The organism is Pseudomonas sp. GD04058 (genome assembly GCF_029836855.1).
In the GTDB taxonomy this organism is placed as follows: Bacteria; Pseudomonadota; Gammaproteobacteria; order Pseudomonadales; family Pseudomonadaceae; genus Aquipseudomonas; species Aquipseudomonas bharatica.
This window is the reverse complement of the sequence record NZ_JAOECN010000038.1, coordinates 25,530-43,755: the sequence shown is the minus strand read 5'-3', so window position 1 is coordinate 43,755 and position 18,226 is coordinate 25,530. Positions and strand designations below refer to the sequence as shown.

The window sequence follows — 18,226 nt, the reverse complement described above, 5'->3', positions numbered from 1 at the left end:
CAAAAACACATCAGGTATGACTGATATCCCGATCCTTGGTCTCGGGCATGAAGAAGATCCCCAGCACCGCAGTCATCACCGCGATGACGATCGGGTACCAGAGCCCGTAGTAGATGTCACCGGTCGCCGCGACCATGGCGAAGGCCACCGTCGGCAGGAAACCGCCGAACCAGCCGTTGCCGATGTGGTACGGCAACGACATCGAGGTGTAGCGGATCCGCGCCGGGAACAGCTCCACCAGCCAGGCGGCGATCGGGCCGTAGACCATGGTCACGTAGATCACCAGGATGGTCAGGAGCAGCAGCACCATCGGATAGTTGGTCTTGGCCGGGTCGGCTTTTTCCGGGTAGCCGGCTTCCTTCAGCGCAGCGCCCAGGGATGCGGTGAAGCCGTCGTTGGCGGCCTTGAATTCTGCCGCCGGCAGGCTGCTGCCTTCGAAGCTCGGCATCATCTTGCTGCCGATGCGGATCTGCGCCACCGCACCCGGCTCGCCTACCTCGTTCTGATAGGGGATCGCCCGTTTCGCCAGCAGGCTCTTGGCCACATCACAGGAACTGGTGAAGCGCGCCTTGCCCACCGGGTCGAACTGGAACGAGCACTGCGCAGGATCCGCGATCACCGTCACCGGATTCTGCTGCTGCGCCGTGTAGATATCCGGGTTGCCGAACTCGGTAAGGCCCTTGAAGATCGGGAAGTAGGTCAGCGCGGCCAGGATGCACCCGGCCATGATGATTTTCTTGCGGCCGATACGGTCGGACAGGCTGCCGAAGATCACGAAGAACGGTGTACCGATCAGCAAGGAACCTGCAATCAGCAGATTGGCGGTCTGCGGGTCGATCTTCAGGGTCTGCAACAGGAAGAACAGCGCATAGAACTGCCCGGTGTACCAGACCACCGCCTGGCCGGCGGTGCCGCCGAGAAGCGACATGATCACCACCTTGAGGTTGTCCCAGCGGGCGAAGGATTCGGTCAGGGGCGCCTTGGACGCCTTGCCTTCGGCCTTCATCCGGTTGAACACCGGCGACTCATGCAGTTGCAGGCGGATATACACCGATACCGCCAGCAACAGGATCGACAGCAGGAACGGAATCCGCCAACCCCATGCCTCGAAGGCTTCGGTGCCCAGGGCAGTGCGGCAGGCGAGGATCACCAGCAACGAGAGGAACAGGCCGAGGGTCGCGGTGGTCTGGATCCACGAGGTGAAGAAGCCGCGCTTGCCGGGTGGCGCATGTTCCGCCACGTAGGTCGCCGCGCCGCCGTATTCGCCGCCCAGGGCCAGGCCCTGCAACAGGCGCAGGGTGATAAGGATGATCGGCGCCGCCACCCCGATGGCGGCGTAGCTGGGCAGCAGGCCGACGATGGCAGTGGACACGCCCATGATGATGATGGTGATGAGGAAGGTGTGCTTGCGCCCGATCATGTCGCCCAGGCGGCCGAACACGATGGCACCGAACGGGCGCACCGCAAAGCCTGCGGCGAAGGCCAGCAAGGCGAAGATGAACGCGGTGGTTTCATTGACCCCGGCAAAGAAGTGCTTGGCGATGATCGCCGCTAGGGAGCCGTACAGGTAGAAGTCGTACCATTCGAAGACCGTGCCCAGCGACGAGGCGAAGATCACCTTGCGCTCGTCCTGGGTGATGCCTTTGCCGGACGTGCTGCCCGGCGTGGGCGTTGAAGTGCCGTAAGTGACCGCCATAACGTTCTCCGTATTGTTCTTGTAGGCCGGAGCATCCCGCTGATAAATCCATACGCACTCTGGCCATTCAAAAGGCTGATGACATCGGATCACGGACTGCGCCGGGCCTGGGGGAACAGGCGGACGGCCTCGCGTTGCACGCAGGTTTAAGCGTAATAGGCCGCTGGCGGAAATCCAGCGCCTTCGCATAAGGGCGCCGGACGGTTCAAAGGTGGCGGAATACGGCGGCAGCGATGATTCCTGCGGCGATCGCCGGCAGTGGCTTCTTCACCAGCAGCATGACCACCGCGGTGCTCGCCAGGGCTAGCCGGGCACCGTTGTCGCCGCTCACCGCCAGGGGCGTCAGCACCGCTACCAGCACCGAGCCGGACATGGCGCCGATGAAATGCTGCACGCGGTAGCTGATCGGTACGAAGGACATCACGAAGACCCCGCCCCAGCGGGTGGCCAGGGTCACGACGGCCATGATCAGGACCAGGATCAGCGGGCCATGGCCCGCGGTTTCGATAGTCATTTGTGCTTCTCCATCCAGATCGCACCGACGATTCCGCCGGCCAGGGCGCCGACCACCACGTGGCTGTTTTCCGGCAGGTAGCGGTAGGCGAGCAGTGCCGAGCCGGCGGCCACGCCCCAGATCAGCAGCATGCGCAGGTCTTTCTTGCCGCCCACCACCATGGACAGCAGGAAGCAGCCCATGACCATGTCCAGGCCCCAGCTCACCGGGTCGGCTACCAGGTTGCCGAAGTACAGGCCGAGCCAGGTGCCGAGGATCCAGGTCGACCACAGCGCCAGGCCGCCACCAAAGAGGATGCCGAGCCCCGGCTTGCCGGCGGACAGCGCCTGCATCGACATCGCCCAGTTGGCGTCGGAAACCACCAGCATGATCCCGAAGCGCCGCGCGACCGGCAGCTCACGCAGCCAGGGATACAGGGTCGCGCCCATCAGCAGGTGGCGGGCGTTGATGGCGAACACGGTGACGATCAACGGCACCAGCGGCACCTGTGCGCCCCACAGGTCAAGGGCGGCGAACTGCGAGGCGCCGGCGAAGACCAGGGTGCTCATCCACAGGATGGTGCTTTGGTCGAGGCCGACCTGGGCAGCGGCGAGGCCGAAGGCCAGGCCGAACACCACCACGAACAGGGAGATCGGCAACAACAGCCGGAAGCCGTCGCGGATCTCGTTGTACCCCAGCTGCGTGGAGCCTTTGGCTACCGATAACACAAACACTCTCCTGTTTTTCAATCGTGCATGTACGGACGCCGGCCACTATCCGGCAGACACGTCATCGCGAAAAGCGCATATTACGCGGGCAACCCATTCGCTTATCGAATGCAACGGAGTACATGCCCATGCAGGACCTGCAAATCGACTGGCTGAAATGCTTTGTGGCGGTGGTCGATACCGGCTCGCTGTCCAATGCCGCGCCGGAAGTCCATCGTTCGCAATCGGCGGTGAGCATGCAGTTGAAGAAGCTCGAAGCTGCCGTGGGCCGGCAGTTGCTGGTGCGCGATGCACGGCAGCAGCAGCTCACCCCGGACGGCCAGGTGCTGCTGGGTTACGCCCGGCGCATCCTCGACCTGCACAGCGATGCACAGCAGGCATTCCACGGCGCCGAACTGACCGGGCGGGTGCGTCTCGGCGTACCGGACGACTACGCCGCGCGTTACCTGACCCCGGTGCTCAAGCGTTTCGCCCTGCGCTATGGCGCGGTGCAGATCGAGCTGGACTGCGAACAATCGACCTTGCTGATCCCGCGGATCGAACAGGGCGACCTGGACCTGGCGCTGATCTCCCGCGACCACCCTCGGCGCGGGACCCTGCTGTTCCACGAGCCGATGGTTTGGGTCGGCTCGCCGCAGTTCGACATCTGGCGTCGCGACCCGCTACCCATCGCCACCTACGAAAGCACCAGCCTGGCACGGCGTTGTGCGATCAACTCGCTGGCCTTGCAGGGCCGGGATTACCGGGTGGTGTACAACAGCTCGAGCCTGGCCGGGCAGATCGCCGCGGTGGAAAGTGGCCTGGCGGTAGCGGTGCTGACCCGCTGCAGTGTGCCGGAACACCTGGAGATCCTGGGCGCCGAACATGGTCTGGGGCCGCTGGAGCCGATGGAAGTGGCGGTGTATCGCAGCCGCGCATCGCAGGGCTCGCAGCCGGTGGACCGGTTGCAGGGGTTGCTGGTCAAGACCCTGAGGATGGCGGCGACCTGAAGGGCCTCATCGCTGGCAAGCCAGCTCCCACAGGGGCCGCGGTGCCGCTGAACCCCGTGGGAGCTGGCTTGCCAGCGATGAGGCCTGAACGATCACCAACGAATCCACCTGGCATCCGCCACACGCCCATAGCCCATGACCACCTTCATCAGGGTCGCGAAAGCTCTCGCCCTCCTCCAGCCCGCTACCGGGCGAGGCCCGATGATCGCCGTCACTCCCAATATCCACTCTTGAAATCCTGAAACTGGCTCCTGGCTTTCGCGCGCTGACCATCATCGGCTAATCGCGCCTTCAGCCATCATTCTGCTTGCGACGGCTGCCAATCCGCGAACTATCGCTAACATAAGGAAATCTAATACATCCGATAAAAACCCATAAGTAATAAGTAATAAGAGCCTTGCAATGAGCAGAACCCCACCCTCCACCGTGGTCGAAACCACGCTTTCGCAGAAACTTGCGCAGCGCCTGCGCATGCGTCACCTGTTGATCCTCCAGGCGATCGAAGAACACCGTTCACTGACTCAGGTCGCCCAGCACATGGCGACCAGCCAGCCCGCCGTGACCCAGATGCTCGCCGACCTGGAGCTGCTGTTTGGCGGCCCGCTGTTCGAACGCTCCCCGCGCGGCATGCTGCCCACCGAGCTGGGCCGGCTGGTGCTGGCCCGGGCCCAGGCGATGATTGCCGACCTCGGCCATTGGGCCCGGGATATCGAGGCGCTCAACCAGGGCCGTGCGACCCACTTGCAGGTCGGGGTGATTCCCTTCCTGCCGGGTCGCCTGTTGGCCATGGCGATCAACCGCACCCGTCCCCATGGCCGGCGAATCACCGTCACCCTGCAGGAAGACACCAGCGACCACCTGCTTGAACGCCTGCGTAATCACGAGCTCGATTGCGTGATCGGACGCGCGTCGGCGGTACTGGACATGACCGAGCTGCGCCACGATGTGCTCTACCAGCAGGAGCCGCGCCTGATCGCCCATCGCCAGCTGGCCACGCGTCTGGCCGACAAGCCACTGCGCTGGCATGCCCTGGCTGAACTGGACTGGGTACTTGGCGCCCGGCAGACGCCGATGCGCGAACAGATCACCGACTTCTTCATGCGCGCCGGGGTTACGCCACCCGTGCCGATCGTCGAGAGCCTGTCGGCGAAAGTGATCGGCGAACTGGTGGCGGCCAACGAATCGGCGGTGTCCATCGTGCCCGCAGACGTCGCCGAGGAGCTGGCACGCATCGCCGGGGTGGCGATCCTGCGCCATCGCTTCGGCTGGACCCTTCCCCCGGTAAGCCTGTTCCAGCGCGTCAGCGGAGCACAGTACGAGGAACAGCAGCTTTTCGCCACGGCGCTGAAGATCGCCGCCCAGGAAATCGCCCTGACCACCCAGTGAATCCGGGAAGCGCGTCTATTTCGGGGCGTGCGGATAAGTTTTTTGGTATGAGCTGATCACAAGTTCGAATTTCCCCCTTTGTGCGCAGCCACACCATAATGGAGCCAGGAAACGCACCTTATTGGTGCAATTACTCAGGAGAGCAAGGAATGGATTCGATTTATCTGGTTGTCGCCCTCGGTGCCGTGGTCGCCGGATTCGTGCAGGGGCTTTCCGGGTTTGCCTTCGGCCTGGTGGCCATGTCGTTCTGGGCCTGGGTGCTGGATCCCAAGCTGGCGGCAACCCTTGCGGTATTCGGTGCCCTGCTCGGGCAACTGGTCGCGGCCATTTCGGTACGCCGTGGCTTTGATATCAAGCAACTGGCACCTTTCGTCCTCGGCGGCCTACTCGGCATTCCCCTTGGCGTAGCGCTGCTGCCGCAACTGAACATGGACTGGTTCAAGGCAATTCTCGGCACCCTGCTGGTACTGTGGTGCCCGATCATGCTGATGTCCAAGCACCTGCCAGTGATTGCCTTCGGCGGCCGGGTGGCCAACGGCGGGGTCGGCTTTGCCGGCGGGATCATGGGCGGCCTGGGCGGCTTCACCGGCACCCTGCCGACCCTCTGGTGCACCCTGCGCGGTTATGATCGAGATACACAACGCTCGATAATCCAGAACTTCAACCTGTCGATGCTGCTGGTGACCATGGCCACCTACCTGGGCTCGGGCATCGTTACCCGCGACATGTGGCCGATGTTCGCCATCGTCGCCCCGGCCATGCTGATCCCGACCTTCCTCGGGACCCGTCTCTACTTCGGCATCAGCGACGTGCGCTTCCGCCAGGTGGTGCTGAGCCTGCTGACCGCCTCCGGCATCGCCCTGCTGAGTTCTTCACTGCCCAACCTGCTGGCCTGATCCCGGCGCCAGGCGTCGTCGCGCGCCTGGCCTGCCCACGCTTTCGCATCTCCCTCTGCCGCAAGGGGCGGCAAGGCCATGCCCACAGGAACCCACATGGAGCAGAACACCTCATGGACGGCGAGCACCTGCACTGGAATGCCTCCGCGCAGCGGAGCATGATCTCCCCCTCGATGAACCCGGCGCCACCCGCCCCCCTGACCGCACGGGAACGTGAAGTCCTGGGCGAAGTGGCTGCCGGCAAGACCGCCAAGGAAATCGCCAGATCCCTCGGCATCTCGATCAACACGGTCAAGTTTCATGTCCGCAACACCCTGCTCAAACTGGGTGCACGGAACATGACCGCGGCAGTAGCCCTGGCCCTCACGCTTGGCTGCCTGCCCTGAGCCCTCCTTCGACTAGCCGCGCCTGCCGCGCTTGCGCCTCCAGCAGATGGCCGACGATCTCCCGCGCATGGACCACCAGGCGCTCGATGGCCGACACGTAGAACAGGCTGCCCTGGGTCAGCGGCCCGATCGCGTAAAACCCATGCTGGCCCTCGACCTCATGGGTCTCGGGCGCCACCGCAATGCCGCCATGGCGATGCTGGCGGACGATCCCGGCATCGAGTAGTTGCTCGATCAGGGGCGACGCCAGGCGCGCCAGGTTGCCGGAAAAGCCGGTGGCATCGATAGCGCAGTCTGGACTCAGGGTCTGTTCACCCAGGTCGACCAGAATCCGCCCGTCCGCCGCGATCCGCGTGGACCGGTAGCCGCGATGGATACTCAGGCGCCCCTTGGCCAGCAACGTTTCGATACGGCGCGCGTTATGCAACGGCATCGGGTGCCGGTAACTCATCCACAAGCCTTGGTACTTGCGGAAGAACCGGCGCTTCTCGCTGCTGTCCAGGCGCGTCCAGAACCCGTCGATCATGCCCTTGGTGGCATCCAGCGCGATCTGCCAGTCACGCCGCTGGCCGGCACTGGCGATCTCCGCCCGCAACCGTTGCAACGGCGCCATCGGTGCCAGCAGCCCCGGGTATTCGCCCGCCCAGTTCCGCGCCTGGCGGAACCAGGCGAGGAAACCAGCCAGGCTGCTGACCCGCGGCTCGCCCGGTGGCGCCTCGGCCTGCTGCTCGTCGACCACCCCGCGCACCAAGGGCAGCCGGCCAGAATTGGAATACAGGGAGATATGCCCTGCCCCCAGCCGGTCGGCGAGCAAGGCCATGTCGATGGCGGTCAGCTTGGAACCAAGGATGCCGACATGGGCTCCCGGCCGGATGCTCGCCTTCAGACGTTCGAGATCGTGATAGGGGTTGCTGAAACAGCCCGGCACCTCGGCGAAGTGGTCACGCTTGGGCACATGGCCAACCGCCAGGATCACTTTGCCGAACGCTGCCTGGCTCGCGTCGCTGCGTACCCGGTAAACCTCGCCGATCCTATCGATGCCGTGCACCGTCTCGGCCTGCGTCCTGACCCGTACACCGTGCCGCGCCAGAACCCTGCTGGCGGCCGCCAACTCCTCCGTCAGGTACTGGCCCATCAGGCGCCGGCCGACGTAGCCGGCGCGCTGCTCCACCAACTGCCCGGGCTGGCGCTGCAGCCAGCGAGCGAAACCGTCGGGCACATCGGGTTCGGTGCCCAAGGTGAAGCTGGCCATGTTGAGGATGAAGTCGTCGATGGTGCTGTCCTGGCCATAGGGAATACCCGGGCCAAAACGGCCGCTCTGCTCGTAGATGACCACTTCGCTACCTGCGAGTTGGTCAGCCTGGGCGGCCAGCGCCTTGCAAATCAGTACGGCGCTGCAACCGCCGCCGATGAGTGCGATGTTCATATCAAACTCCCTGTTGGGTCTGCGCGCCTCAGGCGCCGCTACGGCAGGCGCCATGGAATTCGCGCATGATCATGTCGGCGCGGATATTGCCGGGCGCCCCGAGAAAGCTCTGGATCAGTTCGATCAGCGATGTCGGCGCACCCTCCAGATAGCGTCGGATCGAGTGGCCGTCGTGCAGGCGTACCGGGTCCTCCCGCAGCACGACCCCCTTCAGGCGCAACACCCGGCGTGCCGGCCCCTTGCGGTAATGCACCCAGCGACCATGGCAATAGCGATGAGCGCCGCCAAGGCCGGCATGCAGGCGGTAGACCGTGGCATCCCGTTCGGCATCGGTTTTCGGCAGGTAATCCGCCGTGGTGGTACCGGCCAGGCTGCGGATATCGTTGTACGCGGTGATGTCCACCACCGGCGTTCCCGGCAGTTCCAGGTTGATATCGCTGGCCGAGCCGAAGGAGATTCCCACTGCCCGGTTGAAGATCTCCTCCTGCTCGATAGCCGAATAGCCCAGGGCCTGCATGTCGCGGCGCAAGGCGTTGTCCAGTTGCTGAAGGGTGGAAATACCGGAGCTATGAGCCAGCAGGTGCAGACGCGGCAGGTCGTCGATGCCCTGGAATGACAGGCGCTTGGCTATCCGGCCATCGTCCAACAAGGGCAAGCCGGTGCTGTCGCGCCGCACCGCACCGCTGGCATCACGGGCCAGGTGCTGGCCATGCTCGACGATGCGCGGCAGCAGGAGCTGGTCGTAGATCAGCCCGGCGCTGTGGCCAATGATCTGCTCATGCCAAGGAGTATTGAGGGCAAAGCGATTGTGCAGCATGGTCGCCTCGACCACCGCATTGCCCTGGCCGTCGATGCCGGAGTGGATCAGCCCGGCCACACCGACCGGGCGCCCGGCGACCTCGGCGAGAAAGCGCCCGAAGGTCGCGGTCAGCCCCTTGCCCAAGGCAATGCCCTCGGGATAGTTGGTGGTCGGCGTGCTCGGCAGCACGACCCAGGCATGCTGCTCCAGCTCGGCGGGCAAGCGCCCCTGCTCGACCTCCTCGACCTCGACCGTACGCACCCGGTACAGCCGGGTACCGGCCTGCTTGGCTTCGACATCGCTGCCGGCACGCCGGCGCAAGGCACTGAAATGCTCATGAATGGTCTCGAACAGAATTGCCATGGTGCTGCTGTAGTCGGCGTCGAAACGCAGTTCGGTATTCACCGCCAGGGTGCGCGAGCGGTTGTAGCGGCAAGGGATCGAGGCCAGGTATTCGAGCAGGCGCAGATCCGCGCCCTTGAACTGGCTGCGCTCGACCCGATAGCTGTCGGGCGGCAGACCATCGCTGGCGGCCAGCGTCGCCAGGGCCTCGTCCCAGGCCAGGGTCGGACGACCCGCCTCGACCAGCAGTTCGCGGACGAAATTGATGGCCTGCAATGCATAGAGCCGCTTGCCGAAATTGGCCAGCGGCCGGGGATAACGGTCGCGCTCCTCAATGAAATAGCGCACATGCAGGCCAGCGTCGGCGATGGCCCGCACGGCTAGTTCGCCAAGCCAGTCGGATGGCGGTACTGCCTGGCCAGCGAGGTGTACATCGAGGGCGTCGAGCAACCGCCGCTCGCGCGCCAGATAGTCCTGGCGAAAAGGCGTCAACGCTTCCAGCACTTGTTCTGCCAGGGCCCGCGGAGCGTTGGGCGGCGCACTGCTGGCGAACGGCTTGAGGGCCGCAGCCACGGCGCGGAACAGCGCCACCTCGGGCAAGGGCATGTGCAGGCGCTCGCGAGTCTGTTCCGCCGTCAGCACCTGTACGCCCAAGGCTTCTAGCCGCCGCCGTGCATAACGCACCTGCTCGGCAGTGGTTGCCTTGCGCACCCCGCCGGGTACCTGTTCATCGGGCACAGTGAGCGCGTCTTCCAGACCGACCCGTACACCATCCAGCCCAAGATGCACGGCCACCTCGGGCAGGATGCGCAACAGCGGCCCCGGCAGCAGGGCAGAAATCTGCGCACCCGGCAGCTGTTGGCGAATTCGCCGGACCAGCGGTCCCAGGTACTCCACAGTACTGGCAATAGCCTGCGCCAGCGCCGCCGGGCTGCCGTCGATCACCTGGGTAATGACGGACTTTCGCACCGCAGCGGGAATCAGCGAGTCGTCGTGCAGGCTGCCATCGACGGCACGCCGGTACTGATCGACCCCAGCCACCAGCATGAACAGCACCGGCTCGCCGGTTTCGCGCAGGCGCGGCGCGTAATCGCCGAGGGCGCTGTCGAGGATGCCGCGATTGAACACCTCGATCTCCGGCCTGACTCCCGCCGTGGCGAAATGGCGCAATTGCGCGTCGAGGAACCCTGGCGTGTTGTCGTAGCTGCCACCGGCCTGGAAGATCACCGGGCCAGGGCTCAGCGAGGCCATCTCCGCGCCCCGTTGCGCGGCGCCATAGTCGCGCAGGTGTTCGCGGCGCAGCGGGCTGTCGTAGTCGCTGCCGCCGCGCACGCTGGTGGACAGGTTGAGCACTGCGACCGGCACCTGCTGATGCAGGGCACGGACGATTTCATCGTATTGCTGCGCATCGATCAGGTTGCGTTGCCGGCCGGTGGCAAGGGTACCGGCCATCGGCCCTATCGGCAGTTGCCGGAAATCGGACAGGTCGCGAGTATGCAGGTGAACGATGGCCGCACCCTCGATCACCGCCTCACGAGCGGCATCGATGATTGCCTGTGGGGTCACCGGCACATACGGCGACGCCGCGCGCAACGGATTCCACCAGCCACTGCCGACACGGTGCCAGCCGCGCCCGGCCAGCGCCGTCAGCAATTCGCAGTGGTCAGCCTCGATGGCCCGGACCAGGGACGGTGGCAGAAAGGGCAATTGCGCCGGGTCGGTCTGGGTCAGCGCCTCGGAGTCGTCGGCCGTCCAGCCCGAACCGGTCAGGACCTGGACGATATCCTGTTGCAGTTGGCGCGATCCCAACTGCCGGATCCAGGCGAAGGGCACAGTGGCGCTCTCGCTGGCTGCCGGGCTCAGGAGCAAACCGCCGGCGCCGGTCGCCTCCCAGCCGGCCTCGGTGAGTGCCTGCGTGGACAAGCCGCGGGCATCGTCGAGGCTGGAGTCGGCAAGAAACTTCGGTTCGACAGAGGATACGAAGCGGGGTACGGCACCAACCGGGGCCGCGGTAATGAACATGCTGATGGCCATGAATCCTCCTTTTCTCGTGGCAATAAGGCCTGCAAGGCGCCCCGGAGAAACACCGTCCGGAATGCTCCGGGGTCGGTAAGGATTTGATTCAATCGGCGCGCGGGAGGTAACTACCCAAAGGAGTGGGGAAGGCTGAAAAAGCAGGAGGGAGAGGCTCGCAGCCAACCTGGAAAATGCTCGGGCAAAAAAAGCACCGCATCAGCGGTGCCCGGCAAAACGCCTTCCAAGCAGAACCTCCGCGTTCAGCTTTCAAACACCGGCCGCGATGCCTTCTCGATCGCCGCCATGGCCTCGGCTTCGCCCATCACTCCGCTCTCGGCCATGATCGCCAGCAACGAGCGTCCCTCATTGACCGACTGCCGCGCCAGCTTGCTGACCTTGGCATAGCCCAGGCGCGGCACCAGCGCGGTGGCGACGGCCATGGAGTCGGTGAGATGGGCCAGGTTGCGCGCCTCATCGGCCTGGATACCGGCGATGCATTTTTCGCGAAAGCGCTGGATCCCCTGGGTAAGCAAGGTGATGCTGTCGAACACCCGCGAGGCCACCACCGGCTCGAAATGGTTGATCTCCAGTTCGCCGGCCTGCACCGCCTGGGCCACGGCGACATCGTTGCCGATCACCGCGAAGCTGAGCTGGATCATCGCCATCGGCAGTACCGGGTTGACCTTGCCCGGCATGATCGACGAGCCGGCCTGGGCTTCCGGCAGCTTCAGTTCCCCGACTCCGCCGACGGGGCCGGAAGACAGCTTGGTCAGGTCGCCGGCGATCTTCGCCAGGGCCGCCGCGCAGGTGCGCAGCTCGGCGGAAACGCGGGAGAACACGTCCATGTTCTGCATGGCATCGAAGGCGTTTTCCGGGGCCCGGTAAGCCACGCCGGTGACCTCGCCCAGATGGCGATACACCGCACCTCGATAGGCGGCCGGAGCGCCGAAGCCGGTACCGATGGCGGTACCGCCCAATGGCAGGGTATGCAGCTTGGCACGCACCGCGACCAGCTCTTCGGCCAGGCGATGGGTGAGCGAGGCGTAGCCGGAGAACAACTGCCCCAGGCGCATCGGCTGGGCATCCTGCAGGCAGGTGCGGCCAAGGTGGAGTACGTCGGCGAACTGCACGGCCTTGGCGTCGAACTGCGCGGCAAGCTGGCGGACCTCGTCGATCAGGCCTCCGAGCATGGTGTGAGTAGCGATCTTCAACGCCGCCGGGTAGACATCGTTGGTCGATTGCGAGGCATTGACCTGGTCGTTGGGATGGACGATGTCATAGCGGCCCGTGGCGTGGCCCATGAATAACTGGGCACGGTTGGCCACCACCTCGTTGAAGTTCATGTTGGTCGAGGTACCGCCGGAGCCCTCCAGCAGGTCGACGATCAGCGAGTCATCGCAGTTGCCGGCGATGATGTCCTGGCAGGCGAGGACGATGGCCTCGCTCTGCTCCGGGGAAATCACCCCGCAGTCCAGGTTGGCCAGGGCGGCGGCCCATTTGCATTGGGCAAAGGCATCGCGGAACGCCGGGTAATGAGCAATGCTCAGCGGCGAAACGCTGAGATTGTCGAAGCCGCGCACGGTGTTGACGCCGTACAGCTTGCCAGCGGGGATCCGCACTTCGCCGACGTAGTCTTGCTCGATCCGCTCGCCGACGCTTTCAAAAATACTCACGGGAATCTTCCTCATCGATGGTTACCAGTGTTTCGACACCTTTGCCCAAGGCGCTCAGCCGCGGCAGGAAGGTGTCCAGGATTACGTTGCGCGCCGTCTCGCAGGCATCGGCGAAGAAGGCGCTGTATTCGTTGCGACGGGCCACCAGGTACAGCGAGCGCTCCAGGCTCAATTGCGGCACCAGGTGGGCGGTGACGTTTTCCACCCAGGTGCAGGCCTGGAGGAAACACATGGGGCTGGTCACGGCCCAGCCGATGCCATCGGCGACCATGGCGGTCAGGGCGTCGGCGTTGTCCAGTTCCAGGCGGTTGGGCATGCGCACGCCGAGCCCACGCATATGCCGTTCGATCTGCAGGCCGACCTGGGACAGGCGGTTGAAGCGCACCACCGGCAGCACGTTGGCCAGGGCGCGCAGGTCGTCGAGACCCTGCAGCGGTTTGTCCAGTGCCTTCGGGGTGATGACGAAGTAGCGCTCGGTGAACAACCGGTAGCGCACCACGTCGTTGGCGTCCATCAGCGGATCGCTGGTGATGATCAGGTCGAGGTCACGGCGCAGCAGCGACTCGCCCTGTTGCGGGCTGAGGCCGGTGCGTACCGACAGTTGCGTGACCCTTCCCAGCATCTGCCGGGTAAAGGCCGAACCGCAGGTGGCGGCGAAGGAGTCCACCAGGCCGATGCGCAGGTCGGGCTTGACCCCGCGCCCGGCGTCGAGCACCTGTGCCTTGAGGTTGCACAGCTCCTCGCTAAGGATCGCGCCGCGGTTGCGCAAGGCCAGGCCGAACGGCGTCAGGGTCAGCGGCCGGGTGGTGCGATCGACCAGGATCACGCCGAGATCGTCCTCCAGTTGCCGGACCATCTGCGACACCCCCGACTGGGAAATCCCCATGCGGCTTGCCGCCCCCGACATGCTGCCCTCCTCGGTCACGGCGACGAACACCTGCACCGCGTACATATCGATAAGCTTGCCGGCTGGCATGGGCATCTCCTCTCGGGTTACTTGGTGTCGGCGAAGCCCAGCGGGGCGGGCTCGCCCTCGCCTTCCGGGCTCACTGCAGCCAAGGCTTCCTGGCTGGTTTCCGGGGCGAACAGATGGCAGAACACTCCCCCGAACAACAGCACCGCGACACATACGCCCAGAGCGGCATGAATGCCCAGGTGCTGCACGGCAATCGGTAGCAGGAACGTGGCGAAGGCCGAGCCGAAGCGGCTGGCGGCCACCGCCAGGCCGATGCCCGAGGCGCGCAGGTGGGTCGGGAACAGCTCCGGTGGGTAGACGAATTCCAGGTTCACGGCCGCCGCCAGTACGCAGGCGAAGAAACCGAAGGCCAGGATGGTGCCCAGGGGGCCGAATCCGCCATAGGCCAGCACGGCGAGACCGATGGCGCTGAGGTAGAAGGTGCCGACGAGGAAGGCGCGACGGGAAATCCGATCGATGATCAGCAGGCCGAGCAGAGCGCCGATCATCAACAGCACGTTGTAAACCAGGCCGCCGACGAATTTGTCCTGCACATCCAGCGCTTCAAGCACCCGGGGCGAGAAGGTACCGAGGGCGAAGAACGGGATCACCTGACAGGTGTAGAACACACAGCCGACCAGGGTATTGCGGCGCCAGCGCTTGCTCATCAGTTCGCCGAGGCTACCGCGTTTCTTCGCCATGGCAGGCGCTGCGGCGGGCAAGGTCACGTGAGGACCGAACCTGGCATGGATGATCGCCAGCGCTTCGGCGCTACGCCCCTTGGCCATCAGCCAGATCGGCGATTCGGGCACGCCCATGCGCAGCGGCAGGACCAGCAAGGCCGGTACGCCGCTCAACGCCAGCATCAGGCGCCAGGCATCCGGGCCGATATCGCGTATGGCGAAGCCCACCAGGTAAGCCGCGACGTAACCCGCCGCCCAGGCTGCCGCCAGCACACTTAGCAAACGTCCGCGATAACGTCGTGGGGCAAACTCGGTGACCAGCGACTTGGACACGACATAGTCGAAGCCAAGCACCAGGCCCAGCAACAAGCGCAAGGCGAGCAACTGCTCAGGAGAAGTGACGAAGAACTGCGACGCGGAGATTATCGCGAACAGCAGCATGTCCCAGGCGAAGATGGTGCGCCGACCGAACCTGTCGGCCAGCGGACCGGCGAACAGACTGCCTATGAACAAGCCGGCCAGCGACGCCGCGCCGAGCAGCCCCATCCATAGCGCGGTCAATTGCAAAGGCCCCGCCGCCATGCTCACGGCGATGCCGATGATGCCCAACACGAATCCATCGCTGAACTGCCCTCCTGTTCCGCTGAACACCGTTCGAATATGAAAACGGCTCAACGGAAGGTCTTCGAACGCTACCTGGCTCATTCGTATCTCCACCTGTTGTTCTAGTTGTGGGGACCGGTGTTTGTGACCGGATTACGATCGAGTGTACGGCTGCATATTCAGGGAAACAGCATGTGCAATCGGAGTATCAGGACTGTTGATACTAGCTGCCAGAAACGTTGATAACAGCAGGGTTGCGGGGCATTGGTCGGGGACGTTGCATCCGTGGGGAAGCAGATCATCGTGACAACGAGCTGTCCGTACGCGACGCCGTGGACTGATGGCGCATATAGGTGCGCAGAGCGATCTGCGGGCTACCGCGCCAGGGTTCTTCGCTGGTGAGAATCGCGGCAATGCGGTCGACACGGAAATCGCGGTAGGCCGCGCGGGTGTTGCACCAACTGCCAACCGTCCACTTGCCATCCCAGTAGAACAGGCCGATGGGCTGGATCAGGCGTCGCGAGACCGCACCGTCAAGGCTGGTGTAGGTGATCTGCAATACCCGCTTGTGCTCGATGGCCTGGCGCAGGGTGCTGAGGTGACCGCGGGTCACCGCGGTGCTGCTGTTCAGCGCGCGGGTCGGGCTCTGTTGCGGATCGCTGGTTTGTTGCGGCGCGCTGGCCGCGACCTTGCTTAGCAAGGTGCGGGCGGCACTGGAGAGCTCGTTGTCGGCGCTGCCGGCGAGCATTTCCATGCCCAGGGTCAGGGCGTCCACCTCGATGCGGCTCAGGCGCAGTGGCGGCATCTCGAAAGCGGCGTCGAGGGCGTAGCCGACACCCGTGGTGCCATAGACCGGTACGCCGCTCAGGGACAGGTCGTCGATATAGCGGTAGATGGAGCGCACAGACACGCCGACCCGTTCGGCCAGGCGCTCGGCGGTGATCGGCTGGTGAACGCGGATCAGGTTCACCAGTTGGAACAGGCGGTCGGCCTTGTGCATGTGAGGTACCTCGTGTCCGTGTTGAATCAAGAGCTTTTCTGTTGTCCTTACGGGCCTCATCGCTGCGGTGCGGCCCTCAGCAACGACACCCGCTAACGGGTCACCACCGAAATCCTTTTCCCACCCTGCTCCGCCACTTCCTGGGCCTGTCCGTCGCGCTGCTTGCCCTGCCTGGCCAGCCCCACCAGCCGGGGAATCAACGGTCCTTCCGGCAGATGCCGCCAGAAGCGTCCCGGCATATGCATGCGCAAGGCATCGGGATTGACCCGCGCCGGGTTGAACGTGTGGCGGTAATAGGTCAGCCACAGGTCCGCATCAGGGTCATCGGCCTGCTCCGCCCACTGCCGCCATTCAGGCGGACACTGGCGGCGGTAGTCGAAATCCTTGCCGTCGTAGCGGATGCCATCGCGTGAGGTGGCGATCAACCAGCGCTGGCGGCCCAGGCGCTCGGCAAAATGCCCGCTGGCGGTTTGGAGAATGTCATGGGCAGGTTCATGGAAGGCCACCAGGTCCAGTTGCAGCTGTTCTGCAACCGCCGCCGGCAACGGCACGAAACGGACGAAGGCATGCAGGTGGTGCGCCTCGCGGGTAACCTGCTTGATCCGCCGTTGCAGTTCACTGCCCAGGCGATCGCCGGCGAGCATGGCGGTGCGGTCGCCGTGGGCCACCCGCCAGAGCACTTCGTAGAGCAGGTTCCAGCGCTGCTCGCCGTGATAGCGGGCGGCCAGTTGCAACTGCGCCAACAGTTCCGCCGGCACCTTCGCCCGGAACGGCCCGGGGCCGTCGGGCAAGCCATCGGCCACGGCGAGCAAATCCTGGATCGGGCCCTGCCCCCAGTTCACCTGCGCCGGATCGATGCCATGGCCAAGCAGCACCCGCGCCTGATCGCGCCAGATGGCGAAGTCATCATCGCAGTCGAGGGCGATCATCCCCACAACCCCATCTGCACCGGCGCCACCGGGTCACGCAGGCGGGCACGCAGCAGGCCGCTGCGGGTTTCCGCCAGGGCCGGGCGGTAGTCGCTGGTAACGATGAACGGCCTGGCCTTGTCCAGCACGCAGCGCAACTGGATCAGGTCGTCGTAGCGCACCCGTCGCTCGCGACGCAGCGCAACCAGGCGCTGTACGCTGCGCAGGCCGATACCCGGGATACGCGCCAGCAGGGCCGGCTCGGCACGGTTGATATCCACCGGGAACACCTCGCGGTTGGACAGCGCCCAGGCCAGCTTGGGGTCGATGTCCAGGGCAAGGTTGCTCGCCTCGCTGAGCAGCTCGCCGGCCTTGTAGCCGTAGCCTCGCATCAGGAAGTCGGCCTGGTACAGGCGGTGCTCGCGCAACAGTGGTGGTGCGGCCAGGGGCACGCTATCGGGGCTGTCGGGGATCGGGCTGAAGGCGGAGTAGTACACGCGCTTGAGGCCGTAGCCCTGATAAAGCGATTCGGCATTGCGCAGGATGGTGCGGTCGTCCGAGGTGTCGGCACCGACGATCATCTGCGTGCTCTGCCCGGCCGGCGTGAAACGCGGCGCCCTCGCCTCGCCGGCCACCGCCTGCTGCCCGCGATGGATGGTGCCCATGGCCTGGCGGATGGTGGCTACCTGCTTTTCCGGAGCCAGGCGCTTGAGGCTGGCATCGCTGGGCAGCTCGATATTGACGCTGAGGCGGTCGGCCAGGCGTCCGGCTTCCTCGATCAGCAGCGGGTCGGCGTCGGGAATGGTCTTCAGGTGGATATAGCCGCGGAAGTCGTGCTCCTCGCGCAGCAGGCGGGCCACCCGGACCAATTGCTCCATGGTGTAGTCCGCCGAGCGGATGATGCCCGAGCTGAGAAACAGCCCGCTGATGCAGTTGCGCCGGTAGAAATCCAGGGTCAAGCGCACCACTTCCTCGGGCGTGAAGCGCGCCCGCGGCACGTTGCTGGAACGGCGGTTTACACAATATTGGCAGTCGTACAGGCAGAAGTTGGTGAGCAGCACCTTGAGCAGCGACACGCAGCGCCCATCCGGCGTATAGCTGTGGCAGATGCCCATGCCATTGGTCGCGCCAAGCCCGTCGCTGCCCTTCGAGCTGCGCTTGGGGGCGCCACTGCTGGCGCATGACGCGTCGTACTTGGCGGCATCGGCGAGGATGCCGAGCTTGGCGATGAGTTGCATGGGGAGCCT

General features: G+C 64.9%; 15 protein-coding genes. 4 read left to right on the top strand and 11 right to left on the bottom strand.

Translation table 11 applies throughout. The features are described 5' to 3' along the window. Positions 1-10: 10 nt before the first annotated feature. From N7650_RS23320 to N7650_RS23310, 3 genes are all read right to left on the bottom strand, one after another. Complete coding sequence (locus N7650_RS23320) at positions 11-1,696, bottom strand: MFS transporter (RefSeq protein ID WP_009407067.1); 1,686 nt, start codon at positions 1,694-1,696, stop codon at positions 11-13. Positions 1,697-1,901: 205 nt separating this feature from the next. Then, positions 1,902-2,210 (bottom strand): AzlD domain-containing protein, encoded by a 309-nt coding sequence (locus N7650_RS23315; RefSeq protein ID WP_279900214.1) that lies wholly within the window; start codon positions 2,208-2,210, stop codon positions 1,902-1,904. After that, entirely contained in the window at positions 2,207-2,917 is a 711-nt protein-coding gene (locus N7650_RS23310) for an AzlC family ABC transporter permease (RefSeq protein WP_279900213.1), read from the bottom strand. The genes N7650_RS23315 and N7650_RS23310 overlap by 4 nt, the downstream gene beginning before the upstream one ends. Positions 2,918-3,039: 122 nt before the next feature. Between N7650_RS23310 and N7650_RS23305 the strand changes: the two genes are divergently transcribed. The 4 genes from N7650_RS23305 (at position 3,040) to N7650_RS23290 (ending at position 6,574) form a co-directional block, all read left to right on the top strand. Next, complete coding sequence (locus tag N7650_RS23305; protein ID WP_279900212.1) at positions 3,040-3,906, top strand: LysR substrate-binding domain-containing protein; 867 nt, start codon at positions 3,040-3,042, stop codon at positions 3,904-3,906. Between the two features lie 402 nt (positions 3,907-4,308). After that, the gene (locus tag N7650_RS23300; RefSeq protein ID WP_279900211.1) at positions 4,309-5,292 is read left to right on the top strand and encodes a LysR family transcriptional regulator; all 984 of its coding nucleotides are present in this window, start codon (positions 4,309-4,311) and stop codon (positions 5,290-5,292) included. Between the two features lie 149 nt (positions 5,293-5,441). After that, positions 5,442-6,188 (top strand): sulfite exporter TauE/SafE family protein, encoded by a 747-nt coding sequence (locus N7650_RS23295; protein WP_279900210.1) that lies wholly within the window; start codon positions 5,442-5,444, stop codon positions 6,186-6,188. A gap of 113 nt (positions 6,189-6,301) precedes the next feature. Then, positions 6,302-6,574: a helix-turn-helix transcriptional regulator gene (locus tag N7650_RS23290; RefSeq protein ID WP_009407073.1), complete on the top strand. Its 273-nt coding sequence runs from the start codon at positions 6,302-6,304 to the stop codon at positions 6,572-6,574. Here the strand turns inward: N7650_RS23290 and N7650_RS23285 are convergent. The 8 genes from N7650_RS23285 to N7650_RS23250 form a co-directional block, all read right to left on the bottom strand. Beyond that, positions 6,552-8,000, bottom strand: coding sequence for an FAD/NAD(P)-binding protein (locus N7650_RS23285; protein ID WP_279900209.1), 1,449 nt, complete (start codon positions 7,998-8,000; stop codon positions 6,552-6,554). The two genes, N7650_RS23290 and N7650_RS23285, sit on opposite strands and share 23 nt — an antisense overlap. A gap of 28 nt (positions 8,001-8,028) precedes the next feature. Beyond that, the gene (locus N7650_RS23280) at positions 8,029-11,175 is read right to left on the bottom strand and encodes a 3-keto-5-aminohexanoate cleavage protein (protein ID WP_279900208.1); all 3,147 of its coding nucleotides are present in this window, start codon (positions 11,173-11,175) and stop codon (positions 8,029-8,031) included. 242 nt (positions 11,176-11,417) lie between these two features. Beyond that, positions 11,418-12,830, bottom strand: a complete 1,413-nt coding sequence (locus tag N7650_RS23275) for an aspartate ammonia-lyase (protein ID WP_279900207.1) — start codon at positions 12,828-12,830, stop codon at positions 11,418-11,420. Next, positions 12,817-13,806, bottom strand: a complete 990-nt coding sequence (locus N7650_RS23270; RefSeq protein ID WP_279900205.1) for a LysR family transcriptional regulator — start codon at positions 13,804-13,806, stop codon at positions 12,817-12,819. The genes N7650_RS23275 and N7650_RS23270 overlap by 14 nt, the downstream gene beginning before the upstream one ends. A 17-nt stretch (positions 13,807-13,823) precedes the next feature. Beyond that, on the bottom strand, positions 13,824-15,173 hold the full coding sequence (locus tag N7650_RS23265) for an MFS transporter (RefSeq protein ID WP_279900204.1): 1,350 nt from the start codon (positions 15,171-15,173) through the stop codon (positions 13,824-13,826). 196 nt (positions 15,174-15,369) lie between these two features. Beyond that, positions 15,370-16,071 (bottom strand): YafY family protein, encoded by a 702-nt coding sequence (locus tag N7650_RS23260; protein ID WP_279900203.1) that lies wholly within the window; start codon positions 16,069-16,071, stop codon positions 15,370-15,372. 92 nt (positions 16,072-16,163) lie between these two features. After that, positions 16,164-17,000, bottom strand: coding sequence for a TIGR03915 family putative DNA repair protein (locus N7650_RS23255; RefSeq protein ID WP_279900202.1), 837 nt, complete (start codon positions 16,998-17,000; stop codon positions 16,164-16,166). Next, on the bottom strand, positions 16,997-18,217 hold the full coding sequence (locus N7650_RS23250; protein WP_009407089.1) for a putative DNA modification/repair radical SAM protein: 1,221 nt from the start codon (positions 18,215-18,217) through the stop codon (positions 16,997-16,999). The genes N7650_RS23255 and N7650_RS23250 overlap by 4 nt, the downstream gene beginning before the upstream one ends. Positions 18,218-18,226: the final 9 nt, after the last annotated feature.